Source organism: Bacillus sp. PK5-006 (assembly GCF_054161415.1).
Window position 1 is genome coordinate 3,290,457 of record NZ_CP096414.1, and the last position, 24,372, is coordinate 3,314,828.

The 24,372-nt window shown below is 43.1% G+C and carries 21 protein-coding genes; 8 read left to right on the forward strand and 13 right to left on the reverse strand.

What is annotated here, in order from left to right:
- Positions 1-9: 9 nt before the first annotated feature.
- A complete protein-coding gene (gabT, locus tag M1D84_RS16960) occupies positions 10-1,326 on the reverse strand; it encodes a 4-aminobutyrate--2-oxoglutarate transaminase (protein WP_073203811.1) in 1,317 nt (438 codons plus the stop codon).
- Positions 1,327-1,435: 109 nt separating this feature from the next.
- Between gabT and gabR the strand changes: the two genes are divergently transcribed.
- On the forward strand, positions 1,436-2,860 hold the full coding sequence (gene gabR / locus M1D84_RS16965; protein WP_270126039.1) for a MocR-like transcriptional regulator GabR: 1,425 nt from the start codon (positions 1,436-1,438) through the stop codon (positions 2,858-2,860).
- 31 nt (positions 2,861-2,891) lie between these two features.
- Here the strand turns inward: gabR and M1D84_RS16970 are convergent, their stop codons facing one another.
- Entirely contained in the window at positions 2,892-3,203 is a 312-nt protein-coding gene (locus M1D84_RS16970; RefSeq protein WP_024425536.1) for an ArsR/SmtB family transcription factor, read from the reverse strand.
- 126 nt (positions 3,204-3,329) lie between these two features.
- On the opposite strand from M1D84_RS16970, the gene M1D84_RS16975 reads away from it, so the two are divergent.
- From M1D84_RS16975 to M1D84_RS16995, 5 genes are all read left to right on the forward strand, one after another.
- A complete protein-coding gene (locus tag M1D84_RS16975) occupies positions 3,330-3,704 on the forward strand; it encodes a hypothetical protein (RefSeq protein WP_122631475.1) in 375 nt (124 codons plus the stop codon).
- Positions 3,705-3,843: 139 nt separating this feature from the next.
- Complete coding sequence (locus M1D84_RS16980) at positions 3,844-4,710, forward strand: TetR/AcrR family transcriptional regulator (RefSeq protein ID WP_225315557.1); 867 nt, start codon at positions 3,844-3,846, stop codon at positions 4,708-4,710.
- Positions 4,711-4,726: 16 nt separating this feature from the next.
- Positions 4,727-6,163, forward strand: a complete 1,437-nt coding sequence (locus tag M1D84_RS16985) for an MDR family MFS transporter (protein ID WP_024425533.1) — start codon at positions 4,727-4,729, stop codon at positions 6,161-6,163.
- Between the two features lie 174 nt (positions 6,164-6,337).
- Positions 6,338-7,714: an aspartate kinase gene (locus tag M1D84_RS16990; protein ID WP_024425532.1), complete on the forward strand. Its 1,377-nt coding sequence runs from the start codon at positions 6,338-6,340 to the stop codon at positions 7,712-7,714.
- 164 nt (positions 7,715-7,878) lie between these two features.
- A complete protein-coding gene (locus tag M1D84_RS16995; RefSeq protein ID WP_172881227.1) occupies positions 7,879-8,724 on the forward strand; it encodes a GAF domain-containing protein in 846 nt (281 codons plus the stop codon).
- A 38-nt stretch (positions 8,725-8,762) separates the two neighbouring features.
- Here M1D84_RS16995 and M1D84_RS17000 read toward each other — a convergent pair whose 3' ends face one another.
- Both M1D84_RS17000 and M1D84_RS17005 read right to left on the reverse strand, forming a co-directional pair.
- A complete protein-coding gene (locus M1D84_RS17000; protein ID WP_151863144.1) occupies positions 8,763-10,190 on the reverse strand; it encodes a sensor histidine kinase in 1,428 nt (475 codons plus the stop codon).
- Positions 10,180-10,872: a response regulator transcription factor gene (locus M1D84_RS17005; protein WP_024425529.1), complete on the reverse strand. Its 693-nt coding sequence runs from the start codon at positions 10,870-10,872 to the stop codon at positions 10,180-10,182. The genes M1D84_RS17000 and M1D84_RS17005 overlap by 11 nt, the downstream gene beginning before the upstream one ends.
- Before the next feature lie 393 nt (positions 10,873-11,265).
- Between M1D84_RS17005 and M1D84_RS17010 the strand changes: the two genes are divergently transcribed.
- Positions 11,266-12,410 (forward strand): IS3 family transposase gene (locus tag M1D84_RS17010; RefSeq protein WP_458106341.1). Its coding sequence is split into 2 segments (ribosomal slippage): positions 11,266-11,539 and positions 11,539-12,410, totalling 1,146 coding nucleotides; the frame shifts between segments, so codons are not numbered across the junction.
- A 58-nt stretch (positions 12,411-12,468) separates the two neighbouring features.
- Here M1D84_RS17010 and M1D84_RS17015 read toward each other — a convergent pair.
- From M1D84_RS17015 to M1D84_RS17050, 8 genes are all read right to left on the reverse strand, one after another.
- Entirely contained in the window at positions 12,469-13,803 is a 1,335-nt protein-coding gene (locus M1D84_RS17015) for an MmgE/PrpD family protein (RefSeq protein WP_332285317.1), read from the reverse strand.
- Positions 13,794-14,951 (reverse strand): amidohydrolase, encoded by a 1,158-nt coding sequence (locus M1D84_RS17020; protein WP_326494394.1) that lies wholly within the window; start codon positions 14,949-14,951, stop codon positions 13,794-13,796. The genes M1D84_RS17015 and M1D84_RS17020 overlap by 10 nt, the downstream gene beginning before the upstream one ends.
- Before the next feature lie 34 nt (positions 14,952-14,985).
- Positions 14,986-15,732: an amino acid ABC transporter ATP-binding protein gene (locus M1D84_RS17025; protein WP_024425526.1), complete on the reverse strand. Its 747-nt coding sequence runs from the start codon at positions 15,730-15,732 to the stop codon at positions 14,986-14,988.
- Positions 15,733-15,744: 12 nt separating this feature from the next.
- Entirely contained in the window at positions 15,745-16,419 is a 675-nt protein-coding gene (locus M1D84_RS17030; RefSeq protein WP_024425525.1) for an amino acid ABC transporter permease, read from the reverse strand.
- A gap of 24 nt (positions 16,420-16,443) precedes the next feature.
- Entirely contained in the window at positions 16,444-17,238 is a 795-nt protein-coding gene (locus M1D84_RS17035; protein ID WP_024427304.1) for an amino acid ABC transporter substrate-binding protein, read from the reverse strand.
- 21 nt (positions 17,239-17,259) lie between these two features.
- Positions 17,260-17,763 carry a GNAT family N-acetyltransferase gene (locus M1D84_RS17040; protein WP_024425523.1) on the reverse strand — a complete coding sequence of 168 codons (504 nt, stop codon included), beginning with the start codon at positions 17,761-17,763 and terminating at the stop codon, positions 17,260-17,262.
- Positions 17,764-17,780: 17 nt separating this feature from the next.
- Entirely contained in the window at positions 17,781-19,106 is a 1,326-nt protein-coding gene (locus M1D84_RS17045; RefSeq protein ID WP_034283773.1) for an LLM class flavin-dependent oxidoreductase, read from the reverse strand.
- Between the two features lie 198 nt (positions 19,107-19,304).
- On the reverse strand, positions 19,305-21,092 hold the full coding sequence (locus M1D84_RS17050) for a right-handed parallel beta-helix repeat-containing protein (protein ID WP_458106342.1): 1,788 nt from the start codon (positions 21,090-21,092) through the stop codon (positions 19,305-19,307).
- 262 nt (positions 21,093-21,354) lie between these two features.
- On the opposite strand from M1D84_RS17050, the gene M1D84_RS17055 reads away from it, so the two are divergent.
- Positions 21,355-22,848 (forward strand): peptide MFS transporter, encoded by a 1,494-nt coding sequence (locus M1D84_RS17055; protein WP_056765124.1) that lies wholly within the window; start codon positions 21,355-21,357, stop codon positions 22,846-22,848.
- A 71-nt stretch (positions 22,849-22,919) separates the two neighbouring features.
- On the opposite strand, the gene uxaC is transcribed toward M1D84_RS17055, so the two are convergent.
- Positions 22,920-24,371 carry a glucuronate isomerase gene (gene uxaC / locus M1D84_RS17060; RefSeq protein WP_458106343.1) on the reverse strand — a complete coding sequence of 484 codons (1,452 nt, stop codon included), beginning with the start codon at positions 24,369-24,371 and terminating at the stop codon, positions 22,920-22,922.
- Position 24,372 lies beyond the last annotated feature (1 nt).

Consider the following 24,372-nt stretch of genomic DNA (forward strand, 5'->3'; position numbering starts at 1 on the left):
CTTTGTTGTTTAGCGTGCTTTGAAGGCATCCTCGATAATCCCTAGTCCTTCGTGAAGCAGCTCATCTGTGATGACAAGTGGTGTTAAGAAGCGAATGATATTCCCATTAATCCCTGCCGTTAAAAGAAGCAGCCCGTGCTCATTTGCATATGCTGCAATCGCTGCGGCTGTTTTCTTATCCGGTGTACGCGTTGTTTGATCTTCCACAATTTCAATTGCCGCCATTGCCCCTAACCGGCGGACTTCCCCAATGAATGGATACGCCTGTCTCCATTCATTTGCTTTGTCCTCAATGACTTGCCCAATATGTTCAGATCGTTGATTCAGTTGTTCTGTTTCAATGATATCAAGGACAGCCAGTGCAGCTACACAGCCTAACGGACTTCCTGCATATGTTCCCCCAAGCTCCCCTGGATCTGCCGCATCAAGCAGTTCTTTTCTGCCGACGACACCGCTTAGCGGCAGCCCCGCAGCAAGAGATTTTGATACGGTGATTAAGTCCGGCACCACATCAAAGTGCTCAATCGCAAAATATTTCCCTGTTCTTGCAAAGCCTGTTTGGATTTCATCTGCAACCAAAACAATCCCGTGCTGCTGACAGAAGGAAGCAACATGCTGAACAAAACGCTTCGATGGCACAATGAATCCGCCCTCCCCTTGGACTGGCTCCATGACCACACACGCAACGGTTTCTGGTGCAACGGCAGCGACGAAGAATTGATTGAATTGATCAATGATGTACTCATCGTAGGCTGCATCGCTTAATCCTTCTGGCTTCTGATAGTAGTACGGGTACGGTGCTTGATACACCTCTGACGCAAATGGTCCGAACCCGAATTTATATGGCTTGACCTTGCTTGTCATGCTCATCGTCATATTCGTTCTGCCGTGAAAACCTCTTGTAAACGACACAACGGCCTGTCTTTTCGTATATTTACGTGCAATTTTCACCGCATTTTCAACAGCTTCTGCACCTGAATTAAGAAAAATGGCTTTCTTATCATGATCCCCTGGTGTGAGATGGCACAGCTTCTCTGCCAATTCGATATACGATTCGTACATCATCACGTTGAATCCTGGGTGAATCAGGCTATCTGCCTGTGCTTTGACTGCTTCCACAACCTTTGGATGTGAATGTCCTACGTTTAATGTGCCAATGGCGCCTGCAAAATCGATAAATCGTTTCCCATCAATATCGAACAGCTCGGCTCCTTTCCCCTTCGCTGCAAGATGACGGTTGCCATTACTCACGCCTCTTGCGACGTATTGATCTCTTTTCCCCTGCCATTCTTCGGTTGAAAAACGGTTTGTTGTCGTTTGACTCATTGTCATCCATCCCCTTTATATCCTTTTTTATTATTCTGAATATTTTTTGGTATGATAGAAAGTACCAATATCATTTTTTTCATGGTACCAGAGAGGATGGAATAGTGAGATGCTGACAATTCAATTAGATCAAACAGGACAAAACGGATATATTTATCATCAAATTTATATGAAAATCAAAGAAGAAATCTTAAATCGCAACCTACAGCCGCATGATCAATTACCATCTAAACGAGAGTTAGCCGATACATTAAACGTCAGCGTTAATTCAGTGAATGGCGCCTATCAGCAGCTGCTTGCTGAGGGATATTTATATTCGGTTGAACGCAAAGGTTTTTTCGTGGAATCACTAGAAACATTTCATGAATCTGGTCAGCTGAAACCCTCTTCTCTTCCTGTAGATTTAAAGGAAGAACCGATTGCACGAGACGACTGGTATTCTTTTTCACATATCTCCGTCGATACAGCGAACTTTCCATTTAAAAGCTGGCTGAAAAGTGAACAAAAGGCGATCCATCTCCACCAAGAAGCCTTCGGTGAGCTTCCGCATCCACAAGGTGTGTATGAACTGCGGGAAACGATTGCCCGATTGATCGGACTTGCACGAGGGGTCAAATGCTATCCGGAACAGCTCATTTTAAGTGCAGGCACACAGTCACTGATCCATTCGTTATCAAGCATTCTTCCGGCCGATCAAATATACGGGTTAGAAAACCCTGGCTACCGCCGGCTCTTTCAAATGCTGAAAAACAATCATCACCAAATTGAAACGATTGGCATTGACCAAAAAGGTGTGCGGATGAGCGACATTCATAAGAAACAGCCAAATGTGTTGATCATTACCCCTTCACATCAATTTCCAACAGGGGTGATTATGCCGATTTCCCGGCGTATTCAACTTTTAAACTGGGCAGCTGATCAGCCAGACCGTTATATCATTGAGGATGATTATGACAGTGAATTTAAATATGGCACAGACAGCATTCCGGCGCTGCAAAGTCTTGACCGATATGACAAAGTTATTTATATGGGCACCTTTTCAAAATCATTGCTGCCCGGCTTGCGGCTAAGCTATATGGTGCTGCCTCAGCATTTATTGAGACGCTATAAGGAGGAACAGCATTTTTTCATTCAAACAGCTAACCTTTTTACACAATACACCCTTCTTCATTTTATAAAAGATGGGGCGTATCAACGGCATATTAAAAGAATGAATGGTTTATATGAGGAAAAACGGAAGCAGCTCATTGAAGAGCTCAATACGGTTTTTACTGACAATGTGCGGATTATTGGAGAAAATGCCGGGCTTCATTTTATCGCAGAGTTCCGCTCAAATCGAACGCAGCATGAGATTTTACAGCGAGCGAAAGAAAGAAAGCTGAAAATGTACGGAATGGATCGTTTTACCCTTGATGAGCAATTGCCAGGACATCAGCCTGGCTTTGTCCCGCTCGTCCTCGGCTTCTCACATATGAGGCGAGAGGATATTCAGCCGGCAGTAAAACGGCTGTATGACGCCATTTTCGGGAAATAAAACAGCCAGCTGCTCTTCACAGACAGCTGGCTTACCACCGTTCTTTATCTATAGCTAGAATCGATGACATGAGTCCAGGAAAAGCGGTCTCGATGTCTTCTTTTCTTAAAGAATAGTAACGGTGCTTCCCGTCAATTCTCACTTTCACGACGCCTGCCTCCCTCAGCACTTTGAAGTGATGGGAAAGCGTGGATTTGGCAATATTCATCTCATACGTGCCGCATGTCCTCTCCCCCGCTTCCGCTAAGCAGCGGACAATTTCTAACCGGATTGGATCAGCCAATGCGTGCAGCACAGAAATCAATCTCATATCTTCTTTGTTTGGATGGTTTGGATTCGTCATACAATAAATGTATCGTATTTTGTGCCAACATACAATCTCATTCACCTGGAGCTGACTAGTCAAGTAACGATATGACTTCACAAACGTCCATTATTCATGAGACTGTCTGAAGGGAAGGAACCCGTTTTGAAACATAATATATGGATTAGTTTATTGATGATGATTCTCGCGATCTTCCTCTGCGCCTGCCAGTCCGTCCAATATTCTCAGTCAAAACCACCTAGTGCGGAAGAGTTATTAGCTATCGATCAGCAGGCAGATTTATTTCAATGGGAAGGAACGGTCTATGAAACAAATGTAGATTGGACGACATCCTTACACGTCACAAAACATCAGCAAGTAGGTGTCATTCAGAAAACAGCCGCCAAAAATTTTGAACATGGTACAGCTTCTAGGCTGCAAAAAGGGACCGCTATTTACTCTGTGAAGGAGAGAGAAGACATGTTGGTCGTCGAACTTCACGGCAAAACAAAAATATATACCGCACATGCGGAAGGATAAAATACCTGTCATGCAGACGGGTATTTTTTTAAGTTCATTTTCTTGTCATGGGTCATTGGTTTTGTTATCATAGCAAAAGTGACCACTCGGTTTCCATTGTGACCATATGGTTTTGCCGATTCGGAAAGGACTTATGAAGATGAACGAAAAGCAAGAAGAGATTTTGCGGGTTTCAAAGAAATTATTTTCTCAAAAAGGCTATATGAGTGTCTCCATGCAGTCAATTGCCGATGCCTGTAAAATATCAAAAGCGTCTATTTATAAACTGTTTGATTCAAAGGAAGCTCTTCTACTAGAACTGATTAAATACAATCAGCGCAAAATGAGAGAGATTTCCCGCATCATTCATTCAGAAACGACGCTGTCCAAAAAGGAAAAATTCACAAAGAAGATCAAGCTTGAGCTTGAAGAGTTTAAAGAGAATCATAAATTTTTGAACATGCTGTCCTTTGAAGCTTTTTCTCAGCATTCGCCTATTGTCATTAAACACTTACGCGAGACACGCTCCATTATCATGCAGCGGCACAAAGACATTATTTTGAGCACCTATGGTGAATCTGTCGCTCCTTATGTCTGGGATCTCGTGATTGTTCTCAATGGATTAATGAGAGAATTCATCTTAATGCTGGCGATTGAGCACAAGAACATCAAATTAGAAAATGCTGCTGAGATGATTATCGGTGTGATGGACCGTGTATCGAAAAAGCCTTGCTCAATTGAGCCTGTGTTAACAGATCAGCTCATGGACTCTTATTTGTTTTCCTCACAGGACGGATATGATGAAGAAAAACTTGTCATCTCGTACTTAACGAAGATCAAACAAGAGCTTCACGCACTGTCAAACGGAGAAGAAAAAGACGATCTCCTCTCTGCTTATGAGCTGCTCAATCAAGAATTATCAAAGGATGAACCGAGAACCTTTTTAGTCAGCTCACTGCTCGATTATTTAGGCAAAAACAGCGTTTTATCACAAAACGTGTCACAGCTGAAAAACATCATTTTATAGATAAAGAAGGGATAACATGAACCAATCAACTACATCGTATAATCGATCTGTGATTGTTGGGATTTTCCTCGTTGGGGCATTCGTTGCGATTTTAAACCAAACGCTTCTCATTCCAGCGATCCCGCATATCATGGAAGATTTCAATATTGAGGTCAGCAAAGGACAGTGGCTTACAACAGCCTTTATGCTGACAAACGGGATTCTCATCCCCATTACGGCTTTCCTCATTGAGAAATTTTCAAGCCGTTCTTTAGTTTTAACGGCACTTAGCATCTTTACAGCCGGTACAATTCTTGCTTCATTTGCAACGAATTTCCCGGTGTTACTTGCAGCGCGTATCGTACAGGCAGCAGGCGCAGGGATTTTAATGCCGCTGATGCAAACGATCTTTTTAACCATTTTCCCGAAAGAAAAACGCGGGCAGGCAATGGGCATGGTCGGACTTGTCATCTCGTTCGCACCTGCGCTTGGGCCAACACTTGGCGGCTGGATTGTTGATTCCTTCAGCTGGAAGTTCTTGTTCTATATTGTTCTGCCAATCGGTATCATTGATCTCATTCTTGCTTTCTTCTTAATGAAAAATGTGACGCAGCAAAGAGAAACACGTATTGATGTTTTATCTGTCATCTTGTCGTCGTTCGGTTTCGGCGGGCTGCTTTACGGATTTTCTAGTGTCGGCACGTATGGATGGACGAGTGCGACTGTTCTCATTTCGCTGATTGTCGGCGCCGTGAGCTTGTTCTTCTTTATCCTGCGCCAGTCGAACTTAACAAGACCGATGCTGGAGTTTGGCGTATTTAAATTTGCGATCTTTAGCTTGACAACCTTCCTCGGGATGCTTGTCTTTGCTTTATTAATTGGGACAGAGACGATTCTGCCGCTTTATACGCAGAATGTCAGAGGGCTGTCTGCACTTGATACAGGGCTTATCTTATTGCCAGGTGCTCTCTTCATGGGACTCCTGTCACCGATTATTGGACGGATTTTTGATAAAGTCGGCGGAAAAGGGCTGGCATTAGGCGGATTTACGATACTCACCGTTACCACCCTGCCATTTATGCTGCTCACCCTTGATTCATCAATCGCCCTCATTACGGTCGCCTACACGCTTCGGTTAATCGGGGTTGGGATGATCATGATGCCGCTGACAACCGCAGGTATTAACTCTTTACCGCCTCATTTGATCCCTCATGGGACAGCGATGAATAACACGATGAGACAAATAGGCGGTTCCATTGGAACGGCTGTGCTTGTCTCTATCATGAGCAGCTCTGCTGCAAATGCAGAATTGGCCAATCCATTAAAATCGGCCGTTCATGGAATGAATACGTCATTTTTCATTTCTGGTCTGATTGCCGTCATTGGACTCGTCCTCTCCTTTTTCTTAAAGGAAAAAAAACGTGAGAATAAAGTGATGAAGCAGGAGCTATCTTCCTCCTCGTCTTCTTCATAAGAAAAAGAGCTCGGCATATGGCCGGCTCTTTTTTCATATACTCATACAATATCGTCCTCTCTGTAAACACATTTGTATTTCTAGTGAAGAAAAACCTTGATAATTTAAAGAAAAGAGTTGATAATAGGAACTATTCAATTTGTGAGAAAATTTTTACTATAGGAGATGTATGCATTGAAGGTCGTTAAATTTGGTGGCAGTTCACTTGCATCTGGCAAGCAGCTGCAAAAGGTATTTGACATAGTAACAGCAGATCCAGCTCGAAAAGCAGTCGTTGTTTCCGCACCAGGAAAACGGCATTCAACGGATACAAAGGTCACCGATCTATTAATTAGCTGCGGTGAACAATATTTACGTTTAGGCGAAGCACATGATTTAAAAGAAGCAGTCATTGAGAGGTATGCCTCAATAGCGGATGAACTCGGATTAGGTCAAGACATTATCGATACCATCAGGCAAGATCTAGACACATTATTACAGGCTGATTCATCCCGCCCTGAATGCTATCTTGATGCCATTAAAGCAAGCGGTGAAGACAATAACGCTAAGCTCATTGCCGCCTATTTCCGCCACCAAGGTGTGGAAGCTCATTATGTGAATCCAAAGGAAGCTGGTTTGTTTGTGAGCGATGAGCCTGGCCAAGCACAAGTTCTGCCAGAGTCTTATGATCATTTGTACAAATTAAGAGAGCGCTCTGGCATTATTATATTCCCTGGCTTTTTTGGCTTTAGTCTCGCGGGAGACATCGTCACCTTTTCGCGAAGCGGCTCCGATATTACCGGCTCCATTTTGGCGAACGGTTTGAAGGCAGATGTATATGAAAACTTTACAGATGTCGATGCTGTCTATGCCGTCAATCCAACAATCGTTCATGAACCGAAAGAGATTACAGAGCTGACATACCGGGAAATGCGAGAGCTGTCCTATGCTGGTTTTTCTGTGTTCCATGATGAAGCACTTATTCCAGCCTTCCGTGCAGGCATTCCGGTTCAGATTAAAAACACCAACAACCCGTCAGCAAAAGGGACAAAAATCGTAAATCAGCGGGACCATACAAATGGACCTGTTGTTGGAATCGCCTCAGACAATGGATTTTGCAGTATTTACATTAGTAAATATTTGATGAACAGAGAAGTCGGTTTTGGACGAAAGGTGCTGCAAACACTAGAAGAGTATGGGCTTACGTATGAGCATGTTCCTTCTGGCATTGATGATATGACCATTATTTTACGGCAGGATCAGCTGGAGGAGCAGCATATTGAAGAGGAGCTGCTAGACCGCTTGAAGGTCGTGCTTGATGCAGATGAGGTCGTTTTAGAGCGAAATCTCTCGCTGATTATGGTTGTAGGAGAAGCGATGCGTCATAATGTTGGTACAACAGCAAGAGCGGCAAAGGCGCTGTCAAAAGCCAAGGTCAATATTGAAATGATCAATCAAGGCTCTTCAGAGGTCAGCATGATGTTTGGCGTCAAAGCGGCTCAAGAAAAAGAAGCTGTTCAAGCCTTGTATGAGGAATTTTTCTCTATGTCTACTGTCCCTGTCTCTCTTTAATCAGAAGGCTGCCAGATCTTTGGATCGGCAGTCTTTTTTCATCTCGACGATCAGAGTGTTTTTGCGCATTAAAGTGTATCTATTTCTTGTTTGATTTTGTATGATAGAGACAAATCAACTATCCGTTCCGGCCTATGATCGGAGCTACAAGGAGTCCTAAAACAATGCCTCGTCAACAACTATTAAAACAGTTTCGCAATTTTCATGATGCTTCTACTAGTATTTTAAACATGATGAGTCAATTCATTGATGTGAATACACTGTTTATTGCTAAAAATGATCAAAACACCAATCAAATTGTAAAGGTGCTAAATCATGACGAGCAGCTTCTTGAAGAAGGAGAAGAACTTCCTTACGAAAAGACATTTTGCAAGCTTGCGGTCGATCATCGGGATACACTTGTGATTCCTGACATTTCGAAGGATGACCGTTTTAAATACTTAGAGGTTACGAAAAATCTTCAAGGCGGCTCGTTTATTGGAGTTCCCATTGATTTCACAGATGGGACGAACTACGGAACGATTTGCGGACTTGATTTGAAGCCGAAGCAGTTCACAGAAGAGCAAGTGTATATGTTTGAAACGATGGCTTCATTATTAAGCTATGTCCTCGAACTAGACCGTGCCAACCGGCAAATTCGGCAATTGTCTGTACCGATCGTACCAGTTGTTGACGGTGTCGCTGTGCTTCCTCTGCTTGGTGATATCGAAGAGACACGTGCTCAGCATATTTTGGAAACCATTTTACAGGAAAGCTACAGGCTGTCGCTCTCTCATTTGGTCATTGATGTATCAGGAACCAAAAGCCTGAATGAACAAAGCATTCAATATTTGGTCAGCTACGCACAAACGCTGAGACTTTTAGGAATTTCGGCAGTTTTAACAGGTATTAAGCAAGATCTTGCTTTAAGTGCGATTCAATCCAATATATCGTTTAAAGACATCACCATCCGGAAAGACTTGCCGCAGGCACTTGCTCATATTGGGTTGACGTTTACCAAAAATGAATAAGTGGTGATTCACCAAAAAAGGCTAAGATGAACTTCATTTTAGCCTTTTTCTTTTGGAAACGGCAGTCGTATGGTAAATGTCGTTCCATTGTTTTTTTCACTTTTCATATCAATATGCCCTTCATGCAGGTCCACAAGCTGCTTCACGATAGACAAGCCCAATCCGTATTCTCCATACGGTGTATTCGTTCTTGAGATATCCGCTTTATAAAAACGTTCCCATATGTGTTTGACTTCGTCTGGCGCAATGCCAATGCCTGTGTCTTCCACTTCGATGATCGTCTCTTGATTTTCTTGTTTTCCTCTTAAGTAAATACGGCCGTCTTCTGTGAATTGAATCGCGTTCTTTGTGATATTGACAAGTATTTGAATGAGCCTGTCATAATCTGCATAAACCTTTAGCTCGGGATCAACGTCCACGATCAGCTGATTGTTTTTCTCTTCGGCGATTCGGCTCAGCTGCTCTTTCATCACTTCAAATGTGTCAATGAGTGGATAATGAAATTTCTGAAGGGTAATTTGATTCGATCTAATTTTCTCATAATCCATATTTTCATTGACGAGGCGCAACATACGTTTTGTCTCATCAGTGATTAAGGCATAGCATTTCTCTTTCTCTTCTGCTGACACATCCGCAGTGTTCAGCCATTCTACCAGTCCTCGAATGGTGGTCAGCGGTGTTTTCAATTCGTGAGACACATCTGCGATGAATTGACGTCTGCGCTTTTCGAGCCGGTCAATTTCCTCTCTTGATTGCTGAAGACGCTTGGCCATCATATTAAAATCCTCACCAAGTGTGCCAATTTCATCAAGGTGTTTGTTTTCAAGCTTGATGTTGTAATCACCTTGCGCAATCTTTTCAGTCGCCTCTCTCAACTTTTTGATGCGGTTCACATGAAATTTAGAGAGGAACAGGCTGAGAATAAAGGTGATCGTCAGCGCCACAAATACGATGATATACAGATAACGATTCATTTGGGCGATGAGCTGTTCAGCGCCTTGAATCGGGGCAATAAGGACAACTCCGCCCTTTAGCTTTCCATCCTCCATGACAGGGAGCGCCACAAGTGATGCCTCTTGATCAAGGCGGCGTGAATCACTTCGCTTCACAATGATTTGCTCTCCTTTTGAGAGTTTGGCCCATAAATCCTTTGTCAGTAATACTTCATGCGGCGGCATCTCTTGCTGCTGAGACAGAATATCTCCTTTTTCATCAAACACGAAAAAACGAATTTGCCTTGTCGAAAGAATATCTTCAAATGGACGCAGACGAAAGGTCATCTCGCTTTTAGGGAGTCGTTTATAATCTTGCAAGATTTCATTCCCATAGGAGCTCATTTCATTCACTCTGTTTTGATAGGCAATATCTTTCACAAAATGAGATAAAAGGGTGCTGATAATGACAATGGCGATGAGCAATAACCCAAGGTGGCTGATCAGCAGCTGATAAAAATATTTAATCTTCATCGAACTTATACCCTACGCCCCATACTGTATACAAAAAGGGCTTAGGCCCGTCCCCAATTTTTTGACGCAGCCGTTTAATATGAACATCTACCGTTCGTTCATCTCCATAAAATTGGTATCCCCAAATTTGCTCAAGCAATTGTTCTCGTGAAAATACTTGCCGAGGATGCTGAATAAAAAAGCACAGCAGATCGTATTCTTTCGGTGTGAGGTTCTCTATTCGCTCTCCATCCAGGAAAACTTCCCTCGTTTTTTTATCCAACTGAAAATGTGCTGTCTCCAGCCGTTCGCCCTCATTCACCTTTTCTTGAGTAGTTGTATGAGCAAAGCGTCGTTTCACCGCTTTAATTCTTGCCATCAAGGTTAGTGGACTAAAGGGCTTGGTCACATAATCATCTGCCCCAAGATCAAAACCAAGCACCTGATCAGATTCGGTTTCCTTGGCTGTCAGCATGATAATCGGAATGTCACTGATCTGGCGTACCTTTTGACAAATGGTCAGACCATCCATCGAAGGAAGCATGACATCTAAAATGAGCAGATCCCAATCCTCCTCTTGCTTAAAGCGATTCAATCCTTCTAATCCATCATGAACGAATTCCGCTTGAAATCCCTCTCGTTGAAAAAACATATCCGTCATTGTACAAACGCTCTGATTATCTTCAATCATTAATATTTTCATGATCAGCCTCCGCTGCTACCATTGTTTTTCTTTATGTAGCTTTATTTTACATGTTCCCTTTCAAATCTCAATTGGATTCCCACTGTTTTTATGAACTTATCATCGTTTGGTCATCTTTTATTCATACTTTTTAAAGAAACTAATACTTCAGTGAATCACATGAGGTTTTTTTATGATGGCATTGCAGAAGATGGTCAAGATATTAGTTGAAAATAGGACAGCTTCATTTACATATATTTATAGAAAGAACTTCATGACAGTTATAGGATAGATTTATTTAAAAAAGCTCATCTCTATTGGGACTGACCCCATAAGATGAGACAAATAAAAAACACCTTCAAGTTTGAAAACGGATCGTTGTGATCCGAAATAAAACATGGAGGTGTTTTTTCTATGGGGACAAGAGTGAGTTATCCGGTTGAAGTCAAACAGAAGGCTGTAGAAATGAGATTGGCAGGCGTATCAATGAAAGAGATTTTGCGGGAATTGAATATCAAAAATAAAACGCAGGTTCAGACATGGGTGAGGTGGCATAAGGCTGGGGATACACACCGGTTCGAACAGCCTGTTGGAAAACAATATACCCATAGAAAGGGTCCCGAGTACTCTTCCGAATTAGAGAGACTGCAGGCAGAAAATCGCTATCTGAGTCAACAGAATGAAGTTTTAAAAAAGTACAACGAATTGGAAAGGAAGTTGATAAGGAAACGTCAATCAAACTGGTAGAAGAATTGTGCAAAACAATGACAGTACAGGACATCTGTGTCCATTTAGGCGTCTCACGCGCTTCGTACTATAGATGGAAAAAGAATCTGAATCATTCTAAAAGACAACTAGAGAAACAAATCGGCACGTTGTGCCGAGAGCACAAGTATCGATATGGATACCGAAAAATCACAGCCTTACTAAAAGTGAGAATGCTTATTAATCATAAAACTGTTCAACGTATCATGCAGAAAAACCAGTGGCAGTGCCGGGTTAAAATGAAAAAGCGTAAGAAGAATGGGCAGCCCTATGCCGTGGCCGGTAATATACTGGATCGGAACTTTCAGTCTGATCGCCCTCTTGAAAAACTAGTAACGGACATCACGTATTTGCCTTATGGACAGAAACAATTGTACCTTTCCAGTATATTGGATTTATATAATGGAGAAGTGATTGCGTTTACGATTGGTGATAAGCAGGACACAGACTTTATTTTAAACACACTTGATCAGCTCCCAGCACTGCCTGAAAACTGTGTGTTACATAGCGACCAAGGTTCTGTGTATACATCTTACGAGTATCAGAAAGCTGTTCATATAAAAGGCATTACCATGAGCATGTCCCGTAAAGGGACGCCCGCTGATAATGCCTCCATCGAATCGTTTCATTCCTCGCTAAAGTCTGAAACGTTCTATCTTAACAGCATTAATCGAACTACGACCACCATCGTAGAACGCACTGTCAAAGAATACATTTATTATTATAACAACATTCGTATTCAAACAAAACTAAACAACCAATCACCGATCAACTATCGGCAATTAGCTGTATAAAGGTGTTTTGATCCCTGTCTCAAAAACGGGGGTCAGTCCCATTCGATGAGCTTTTTTATCATGCCAGCAACTTCAAATAAGCAGTGTCGTTTTCCTCTTCAACCGCCTGTAAAATCTGCTGTGCCTGAGATGCGCTTGTGATGCTGCTTAACTTTTGTATGATGTCTTCTTTCGATAACGCACAGCCTGGTGCTCCCTGCGGAATATCTACCCGCTTGGTCATGGTGGTGCCGTCAGTTAAGGTGAGCTTCACAATCGTAAAGCGTCCTTTTGGGACAGCATCGGGATGGGGTACTGTCGTTTGATCATATCCTCTGTTTACCCGCTTCATCCATGTCCGCAAGTCTGATGGAATGTTTTTTTTCGTAAAGGCATCCAGCGTAAGCGTCTGTCCAAACACTGCAAGTGCGATGACATATTCGACACTGAATCGTCCTTCTTCCCCGGTTAAAGGTGTCCGCTCAATAAGCGCTGCATCCCCGCCTGGCGGGAATATGACATCGACCTGTTTTACCTGCTCCGGCAAGAAAGACCGCTCTTTCATTAAGGATTGGATCGCATCTGCTGCATGGTGGGCTGCTGAGCAGAATGGATATACTTTGAACCACAGCCCCGGCGAAACGATACGCCATGTAGAACCATAGCCCTCTAGCAAACGGCTTTTCGCAAGTTCCAGATCTCCATAGAGTGAAAAGAAACCAAGCGCGCCATCAAGAACCGAGTCATTCCCGCCAAAACCTGAACAAGCTAAATCCATAGACCAAACGGCTGTTTTAGCAGCTAAGCCGGCTTGTAATGGTTTCATATCAGAGCCAAACTGCTTTCGCATTCCAGCTGATTGCGCTCCGGCAAAGCCGATTGCTTTCGTCAGTTCTTCCTTGGAGACTTGTTTCAAATAGCCAATTGCACACACTGCCGCAATGGCTCCGAGTGTTCCTGTATTATGCCAGCCCCGCTCATAATGCGCCTTACCGATCGATTCGCCAAGTCTTGCCATCACTTCGACACCTGTGATGTAGGCAGCTAAAAACCGCTCGCCATACCCTTTGCCGTCTGTCAGCTGTGATAGCAGCGCCGGAATGATGACCGCACTTGGATGTCCTCTCACATCTGAGTGCACATCATCATAATCAAGGGCATGGATGAGGTAGCCATTCAGCATCGCTGCGGATTGGCGGCTCACCTTCTTTCCTTGTCCAATGACAGGAATCTGAGCGGCTCCGCCTTCATGTTCAACAAGCTGCATCAGCTTTTGGATCCCTTCATCCTCTTTCGCAGCAAGCGCTGATGCTGCCGCGTCTAACAGGCCATTTCCAGCCATTTGAATGGCCCGCTCATCCTGCAGCGGATCAGCAGAAAGCACTGCTTCTGCCAGATGTTTTGTTAATTCCATGATCGAGACTCCAATGCCCGAACGGCAAGCTCAGCAAAGAAAGCTGCGGCAGCTGGAAGTGCGTCTTCATTTAATGTAAACGCAGGGTGATGCCACTCCTTCGTACCACTAGTCCCCATCCATACAAAAAAGCCTGGAATGCGTTCTTGATAAAGGGCAAAATCTTCTCCACCCGGTGACTGCTCTGCCTGCACGACATGTAAGTCAAGTGAGCCAGCCGTTTCTTCTACTACCTTTGTTAGACGCTCATCATTCATCACAGAAGGCAAATAAGGATGCCATCTCACTTCAGCCTCTGCTCCAAATCCTCCTGCAATTCCGCTGACGATTTGTTTCATAAGCTCTGGAATCATCGCTCTTACTTCAGGCTCAAACGTCCGAACGGTTCCTTCCATCTCAACACGGTCGGGTATGACATTCCATGATGTACCGCCTTGGATACGTGTGATACTGACAACCGCATGATGCAAGGAGCTGATGCGGCGGCTGACGATTTGCTGAAGGGCGCTTGTGATCTGCCCGCTGATGGCAATGGGGTCTACCGTGTGATTTGGAATACCGGCGTGGCCACCCGTTCCTTTAATATCGATTTCAAACCGGTCCACACTCGCCATCAATGCTTTTTCTCTAATGCCAATCGTGCCAACTGGCAAATCAGGCTTGTTGTGCATACCGAAAATCGCATCGACTCCATCTAAAATGCCTGCCTCTATGACGTGTTTCGCCCCTTGAGCAACTTCCTCAGCTGGCTGGAACAAAATACGGACCGTTCCTTTGATCTCGTGTTTCCGCTCTTTTAATAAAAGAGCCGCACCAAAAATAGAAGCTGTATGGAAATCATGACCGCATGCATGCATTTTACCCGGTACCTTTGAAGAAAATGGTTCGCCAGATGCCTCTTCAATCGGAAGTGCATCAATATCGGCTCTCAAAGCAATTGTCGGCCCCTCTTGTTCTCCTTTGATTTCACAGACAACGCCTGTTTGAAGGGCTGGGATATCAAGTACAGTGATCCCTTCCTCTTCTAACCAGCGGCGCAGTTTCTTTGTCGTTTCATATTCTTCAAACGCCAGCTCTGGATGCTCATGAAGCGCTCGGCGAATGTTGATCAAACGTTTGTTTAAAGCTTCATTTCCTATTGGTTTCACTAGACACTCACCCCTCTAAAGAATAAAAAGCAGCTTATGCTTCTTCAGCCGCTGCTTCTTTTTGGATAAATCGTTTCGTTCGTTCATTCTTTGTTTCATCAAATAGCTCAGTTGGCGTCCCCTGCTCGATAATATGACCATCCGCCATGAAAATCACATGGTCTGCCACTTCTCTTGCAAACGCCATTTCATGTGTGACGATGATCATTGTTGTTTCTTGAATCGCAATGGATTTAATGACTTGAAGCACACCTGAGACAAGCTCTGGATCAAGCGCTGACGTTGGTTCATCCAGCAAAATCGCATGTGGATCAACCGCTAACGCGCGGGCAATCCCAATCCGCTGCTGCTGTCCGCCAGATAACGTGACTGGATAGCTGTCAGCCTTTTGCTCTAACCCTACCTGCTTCAGCAGTTTCATACCGATTTCATCCGCCTGCTGCTTCGTCATTTTTTTCGTCACAAGCAGTGATTCTGTTATGTTTTGCAGTGCTGTCTTGTTTTTAAATAAATTATAGTTTTGAAACACCATGGCCGTTTGTTGACGCAGGTGATGGGCTTCTTTACGTGAATATTTGGACGCATCGAGCTTCGCATCGCCAATTTCAATCGTGCCTTCATCAGGTGTTTCTAATAAATTTAAACAGCGCAGCAAGGTGGATTTACCGGAGCCAGAAGGTCCGATAATGGCCACAACCTGCCCTTTTTTCACGTCGAGATTAATTCCGTCTAAGACGACAAGGTCGCCGAATGATTTCTTCAAATTGGTGAGCTTGATCATGTCCACACCTCCTTAATTCCGGTAAGGTTTGCTGATTTTTCGTTCAAATAGGTCCTGCAGGAAACTATAAATGATCGTCAGCACCCAATACACAATCCCTACGGCTAAATAGGTCTCAAAGTATTTATAGTTCGCCGATGCAATCATCTTCCCTTGTGCAAACATTTCTGCCACACCAATCGTAAAGGCAAGAGATGTTTCTTTTAAAAGACCGATAAAGGTATTCCCTGTCGCTGGAATTGCATTTCTGACGGCCTGCGGGAAAATAATTCTAACGTAAGACTGCCATCTTGTCATACCGACAGATAAGCATGCCTCAAGCTGCCCTTCATCCACTGAGTTCAGAGCCGCTCTGAAAATTTCTGCTAAGTATGCTGAGTTCTTAATACTTAATCCGATAATGACCGCTGTTAAAGCATCCATTGAGGTCATCGCAGGGAATAGCTGCGGGAGACCAAAATAAATGAGAAAGAGCTGAACCAAGGTTGGAACCGCTCTGAAGAAAGAAATATACAGCTTGGCAAATTGGTATAAAACAGGTATCCGGTTTTTCGTAATGAGAGCGAATACCACACCAATGATAATGGCAAATACCATGGAGACAATCGCCATGAAGATCGTTATCGGCAAGTATTGAAGCAATGTCGGAAACACCGTCACCATATACTGCCAATCAATTTTGTTCATATCTGCTCTTCACCGCCGCTGTCGTTATTTTTTAATTGGCACTGTCACATCGTCTTTGAAATATTTCTCAGACAATTTCTTAAGTGTCCCGTCTTCTCTTAATTCTTTGATGGCTTTGTTAAATTCTTCTCTTAGTTTGTCATGCTTTTTATCTTTCGCAAATGGATAGCCTACTTCTTCATACACAATTGGGTTGCCTACGATTTTCAGCGGCAGACCTGTTTTTTCAATTTGAGCAAGTAATACACTGCGTCCGTTGACATAAGCATCTACGCGGCCATTTGCCACTTCATTTAATACGCCGTCTTGCGTTTCATATGTTTTGATCTTAATTTTCTTGTCAGGGTCTTTGCTCTCTAAGTTTTTAGCATGGTTAGAGCCAAGAACCGCCGCCACTGTTTTTCCTTTTAAATCGTCAAGACCTTTGATGTCGTTGTTGTCTTTTTTCACGATGATTTGTGTTCCTGCGTAAGCGTACGTATCTGTAAAGTTAAATGTTTGTTTACGCTCGTCTGTGATGGCGACTTGGTTTGACACTGTATCGAGCTTACCAGACGTCAGCTGTCCCATCAGTCCGCTGAATTCACTCAGCTGCCAGTCTAGTTTGTAGCCAAGCTTTTTCGCAATGGCTTCTGTTACTTCAACATCGAATCCGACAAGCTTGCCATTGTCTTTATAAGCAAACGGATAGCTTTGTCCTGTAGCGCCTACTTTTAACACCTTTTCGTCTTTGCCTTCACTCTGATTGTTGCCGCCGCAAGCTGCTAAAACTGCCAGCATTGCTGCAAATAGAACGACTAGCCACTTTTTGTTTTTCATGTTTGTAAACCCTTCTTCCTCTTATGGTTGTGTGATATCTGATCTTAATTGTTTTTTAAAATAAACCGTGATATGACCTTTGCCTAAATCCTTTTCACCTGCTCTGACATAGCCTTTACGCTCATACATCTCTATGAGCCATGGATGCTTATCAGCTGTACCGAGCGACACGTACGGCACCTTCAGTGTATCCCTTAGCACCTCGGTTTCAACCCATTCCAGCAAGGCTGAGCCTGTGCCTTTTTTGGCGGCTGGTTCTGAGGCAAACCACCAGATATGAGGGACGCCGAACGGTCCTGGCTGCTCTCCCCAAGGCATACGGAGTGATAAGGTGGATAGAAGCTCTCCGTTTTCTTCCATCACATAGCAAAGATTCTTTTGTACATTATTCTGAACGAGAGCGAAATCAGCATGTGCTGCTTGGAACTGGATGCCTAGCTCACGAATTGGCTCGTAGGCTCTTGTTGTCAGTTCAAGCAGCGCCTCTATATCTGCCTCTGTTGCCAGACGAAACGTGTATCCCAACGTTAGTCACCTCACCCTTATGTCGTGTAGCGATTTTTTGGCTCTGTTAATCCAAGATTTTCTCGTAAGGTTTGTCCTGTGTAATCGGTTTTGAATAAGCCTCGTTCCTGAAGGATTGGGACGACGCGGTCTACGAACACATCCAGCCCTTCTGGCAAGAGCGGCGGCATGACATTAAAGCCGTCTGCTGCTTCTTCACGAAGCCATGTTTCCATCACGTCTGCCAGCTGCTGCGGCGTTCCAATGAAAATATTATGACCGCGTGAGCCGGCAACCGATTGATAAAGCTGGCGAATGGTCAGGTTATCCTTTCTCGCCATATTCATCACGAGATCAAAACGGCTTTTCACCGCATTTGACGTGCTCGGATCAATCTCTGGAAGCGGCCCGTCTAAAGGATACTGAGACAGATCAATCCCGCCTAAGTAATTTTGCAGAATGCTCAGTCCAATCTCAGGAACAATCAGCTCCTGTAATTCTTCATATTTCGCTTGGGCTTCTTCCTCTGTATCAGCAATGATCGGGAAGATACCCGGCATGATGCTGACGTCCTCTCTAGCACGACCAGCAGCCTCTACTTTCCCCTTCAAGCTTTGATAAAATTCCTTCGCTTTATCGAGATCGTTTTGTGCAGTGAAAATGAGCTCTGCTGTTTTTGCTGCAAGCTTTTGGCCATCTTCAGAAGATCCTGCTTGAATGATCACGGGCTGCCCTTGCGGCGTACGTGATACGTTGAGAGGACCTCTTACTGAGAAGAACTCTCCTTTGTGCTGGAGCTCATGAAGCTTACTAGATTCGAAGAATTCTCCCGTTTCCTTGTTTCTGACAAGGGCGTCTTCTTCCCAAGAATCCCAGAGACCTTTGACGACTTCGACGAACTCTTCTGCCCGCTCATATCGTTTATGGTGTGCTAAATGCTCTTCTCCGCTAAAATTTTTCGCTGTTTCTTCAATAGAAGATGTGACCACATTCCATGCCGCTCTTCCGCCTGATAAATGATCAAGGGAGGCAAACTGCCTTGCAATATGGAAAGGCTCACTGTATGTAGTGGAAGCTGTTGCTGCTAAACCAATGGTTGAAGTAGACTCAGCAATGGATGAAAGCAGCGTGAGCGGTTCAAATCTCGTTAATACGTTCGGATGAGAGGTTTGATTAATGGATAAACTGTCGGCTAAAAAGAGCAAATCCAGCTTTCCTTCCTCTGCCTTTTTCGCTAATTGTTTAAAATAATCTAGGTTCATGGCTGCATCTGGTACTGCATTCGGATGTCTCCAAGAGGCAACGTGATGTCCAGTTCCTGCGATGAATACGCCTAGCTTGAGCTTCCTTTTCGGCTGTGACACTTGTTCTTCATCCTTTCTATATCCTACATGTATCAAACCGAAGTCCTTAGAAGATACATTTTTCTGATTGAATTAATCGGTTTTATTAATAAAAAAAGGGCAAATGTTGCGAAAAATGAAAAATAATTATTACTATATGCCCTTTTTACAGGATTGTCAACCGCCTTCTGAACCTCCAAAATAAGGGATTTCAAACGCTCATGACGGTGTATCAATCTCAATATTTCCGATGAGCCGGTCTGTGGTATGTGTCACCAGCTGACTACGCTCCAGCATGTTGTGAGCGATGACAGAATGAGTGGAATTTGCGGTGCGGACGGCAATCGCTTTTTGAGGAGATATATTGATGATGTTATTGCGCAGCACACGGGCTGAGGCGGCCTGGTCAATAAAGATCGCCGTCGGCTGTCCGATCGATCGATTTAAATAGAAGCGGTTATCTCCAATTTGTGGTGAACCATTTTTAATATACATCACCACATATAAGGATGTTTCTTCAAAGGAATTATCTTTAATTTCCAATGCCCCCGTCGTGTTGCTGTATACAGCGTAGTTTTGATAGTGCTTAAAGCGATTCTGCCAGATGAAAGCCTTTGCATTTCCAGTGACACTGATCGTATACGAAGAATCTAGCTCCGGGTGTCCTTCTTGAATAAAGTGGTTGCCGTTGAGCCCAGCTTCCCCTTCCTGCACCCAGATTCCTCTGCTGAATTCTTTGAATTGATTGTGCTGGATGAGAATATTCGTTCCTCTCACCACGGCCGCATCGATAACAGAGTAGACCGTATTGTTTGAAAAGACGACACTATCCGATTGATAGATACGCAGCGAGGCGCTTCTTTTTCCGGTATTCGTTCCTGATTCAATATGGTTTCCTTCTATTAGAATACGATTCGCCATATAAACGGACACAGCCGCATCTTCAAAAAGACTAATCTTATTGCCTGTAATGTGAACACTGTCTCCCCTCACATCAATCCCTTTTTCAAATCCCTCAATCATATTGCCAATAATCACCACATTGTTTTCCGTTTGACCAAGTGAGACGCCTAAGCTCGTAATCCCTGCTTTTGTCACACCTCCTCCCACTGCACGAATCATATTGTTGGCAATGATCGTTTCGGTGGAGAAGCCATAGGAGATACTGCTATCTGTATGATTGCCTTCAATGATCACACCATAACCGTTAAAGTTATAGATGGAGCTCGCTGCACCTCCTCTGACGATGTTGTTGCGAATCTGAATATTTAGAGGCTCCTCCATATTAACGGCATTTTCTCCATAGCCTTCAATATCAATGCCCATTCTTGGCTCGACCCCATTTACTCCTGCTCTTTCCAAGAGACAGTCCTCCACAATAACCCCATCACAACCTGTAATCGAAATATTGTTTCGTCTCGAATCTGTGATGGTGCAGCCAGAAATATCAATAGATGAAGCAGGTGAGTATGGTTCACCCTCTGTCAACAAACCGTGGGGACTGACAATGATGCCGTCTCCCGTACAATTTTTTATTTGGACATGATTGACCTCTACATGGGAGGCACCTTCAATACATATCCCAAAGCCCCATTCATGGGTTCTTCGTTCAGCGGGGAGCGTCTTGTATACATGCTCATGACGATCCCCTTCAATACGCCCGCCTCGAATGGTCACATGCTCAACCTTTCCTATATAAAAAGCTGCATACCCCCATGAATCATTTGGTTTCACCTTTATTACAGCGTCTGACGCCATCTCAATGCATATATGACTTGGCACCCGTATACCTGCACCTCGGAAAGGAAAAAATGGATCACCTCTGTACACCGCATCGATTAAATACGTGCCGCTCGGCAGCCAGATATGGGAATACCCCTGTGCTTTTGTCCACTCTAAACATTCATTGAGCTTAGCTGTGCAATCCGTTTTCCCGTCAGCAATTACGCCAAAATCTAGTACATTGACAACTGGTTTTTTCAGATCAGCTTCATTCAATTCCCCCAACCTAATCACTCCTTTTCACACATGTTCTCTCGTCATCCTATGCATGTGGTAAAGGTTTGCTTGTACATTGCTTCAAATTTTAAATAAATTCTTTTGAAATAACTTTCCGATAATTTTCACTTCAATGAATTTTTCATTTTTTTGAGTCTTTACGCCTATTGAACTAACATTTTCCTGTTTTAGAATAGTTTTATATTGACACAAGAACTATACAAGAATATCATTTTTCTCATATCTCTTTTTTTAAGAAAGGATCTATGCCATGTCTACAATTGACCACGATAAAATTGTTAAAAGTGTTCCTCAAAAAGGGTTTTTTGGACATCCTAAAGGACTTTACACACTGTTTTTCACTGAATTTTGGGAGCGTTTCTCCTATTATGGCATGCGTGCACTGCTTATTTATTATATGTACACAGAGGTGACAAAAGGCGGTCTAGGCTTTGACCAGACGACAGCCAATTCGATCATGTCTGTCTACGGTGCGCTTGTCTATATGTCAGGAGTGATTGGCGGATGGCTCGCCGACCGGGTATTTGGATCATCCAGTACGGTCTTTTATGGCGGAGTTTTCATTATGCTTGGCCACGTGATTTTGGCTTTGCCAAGCGGAGCAACAGCGCTCTTTATTAGTATGGGACTGATTATTATCGGGACAGGTCTTCTCAAGCCAAACGTTTCAAACATTGTTGGCGACCTGTATACAAAAACAGACCCGCGCAGGGACTCTGGATTTAGTATTTTCTACATGGGGATCAATATGGGTGGCTTTATTTCCCCATTAATTGTCGGAACACTCGGTCAAAAAGTGAATTTCCACCTCGGGTTCTCACTCGCTGCCGTGGGGATGCTTGTTGGACTTATTACATTTGTGGTCACAAAAAAACCGAACCTTGGTCTTGCCGGCACGTATGTGACAAATCCATTATCAGCTGCCGAACGTAAGAACTTCAAAATTTACGGATCATTGGTTGTGATTTTGCTTGCAGTTTTTGCTGTCATTGGCATTCAAACAGGCGCACTCACAATTAATCTATTCACTTGGTTTGTTAGTGCCCTTGGTGTACTCATTCCGATTGTTTATTTCATTGTCATGTATTTCAGTAAAAAGACGAGCGCAGTGGAACAATCTAGGGTTCTCGCTTATATCCCATTGTTCCTTGCTGCCGTGATGTTCTGGGCGATTCAAGAGCAGGGCTCAAACATTTTAGCGACATATGCAGATCAACGAACAAACTTGAATTTCCTTGGGATGACACTAGCGTCTTCATGGTTCCAATCATTGAACCCAATCTTTATTGTGCTGCTGTCTCCAGTGTTTGCTTGGTTATGGGTCAGACTTGGGAAGAAACAGCCGTCTACCCCGATTAAATTCTCACTCGGCCTTCTGTTTGCAGGGTTATCCTTCATCATCATGATCATTCCTGCATACATGTCAGGTCCGAACACACTTGTGAGCCCATTATGGCTCGTTCTGAGCTTCTTCCTCGTCGTGATCGGAGAGCTCTGCTTATCACCAGTTGGACTGTCAGCGACAACAAAGCTGGCCCCTGCTGCCTTCTCAGCGCAAACGATGAGCCTTTGGTTCCTTTCAAATGCAATGGCACAGGCGATCAATGCGCAAGTAGTCAAACTGTTTGATAAAGTGCCGGAAACCGTCTATTTCGGTATCATCGGATTCCTTGCCATCGTTTTATGCGTTGTGATGCTATTACTGACACCAGTGATTAAGAAAGCGATGAAAGGCGTTCATTAATAAAAAACTGGACATGAGTACATCATGTCCAGTTTTTCACTTTATTGATGATCATCCTCCATATAGAAATTTTATATCTTACTGCATGATTCATTCGTTTTCATTGGTACTGTCTCATTTATTTCAATATTAAAATAATTCACGGCATTGTGATAACAAATATCTTTGACTATTTTTCCTATAAATTCGTAATCCCTTGGAAGCTCACCATTTTCTATCCAAGTCCCAAATAAATCACATAAGATTCTTCTGAAATATTCATGGCGAGGAAACGATAAAAAGCTTCTTGAGTCTGTAAGCATCCCAACGAAAGTGCTAAGCAAACCTATATTAGATAATGTTTTCATTTGATCTAGCATGCCGTCTTTTTGATCATTAAACCACCACCCAGACCCAAATTGAATTTTTGCTCTGGCATCAGAAGACTGAAAATTCCCTATAGTAGAGGCCACAATCGCATTATGAGCGGGATTTAAATTATAGATGATGGTTTTAGGTAAAAGGTTGTCTTTGTCTAATTCATTCAAAAAACCATTTAAATGTCTTGCTAGGTGGAAGTCAGACATAGAGTCGTACCCACTATCTTTCCCCGTTAACTTGAACATTCGTGTGTTATTATTCCTTAAAGCACCTATGTGTAATTGCATGGTCCAATGAAGAGAATGATATTTTTTACTCAGGTGAAGAAGAGTGTTTGTTTTAAATTTATTGATATCCTCTAGGGATAGTGTTTTTCCTTGCAGCGCATGTACAAATATAGAAGACACTTCTTGTTCAGTAGCTGGTGAAAATGGAAATATTTCAAAACCATGATCAGACATTCTGCATCCATTCGCGTGAAAATAATCAATTCGTGAATGTAATGAAGCGATAAAGTTTTCATATGTTAAAACAGCGCCGTTGATTGAATCACCTAATTTTTCTATATAGTTCACAAAATCTGATTGTTCAATATTTAAAGCATGATCCGGTCTAAATGTAGGTAGGACCCTAGTTGTAATTCCTACATCTTTACGTATGATTTGATGAATTTCTAAAGTATCGATTGGATCATCAGTCGTACACACAACTTTTACATTAAATTTTTCTAAAATTCCATTTGTGGACATGTTCCTTTCATTTAATCTCTCATTACAAATATCCCAAACTTGATGTGCATTTTTTTCTGAGAACAACTCATTTATATTGAAATAACGACTTAATTCTAAATGTGACCAATGATAAAGAGGGTTTCCTACTGTATATGGAACCGTTTGCGCCCAAGCTAAGAATTTTTCCTTGTCACTTGCATTCCCCGTGATCAATCTTTCTTCTACGCCTAACCAGCGCATCGCCCTCCATTTATAGTGATCTCCATTAAGCCAAATATCAGTCATATTTTCATACTTTTTGTTAGCAGCAATGTCATCAGCCATTAAATGCGTATGAAAATCATAGATTGGCATATTTTTCGCGTAATCATGATAAAGAACTTTTGAACTTTCATGATTAAGCATCATATCTTCGCTTAGGAATGTAGACAAT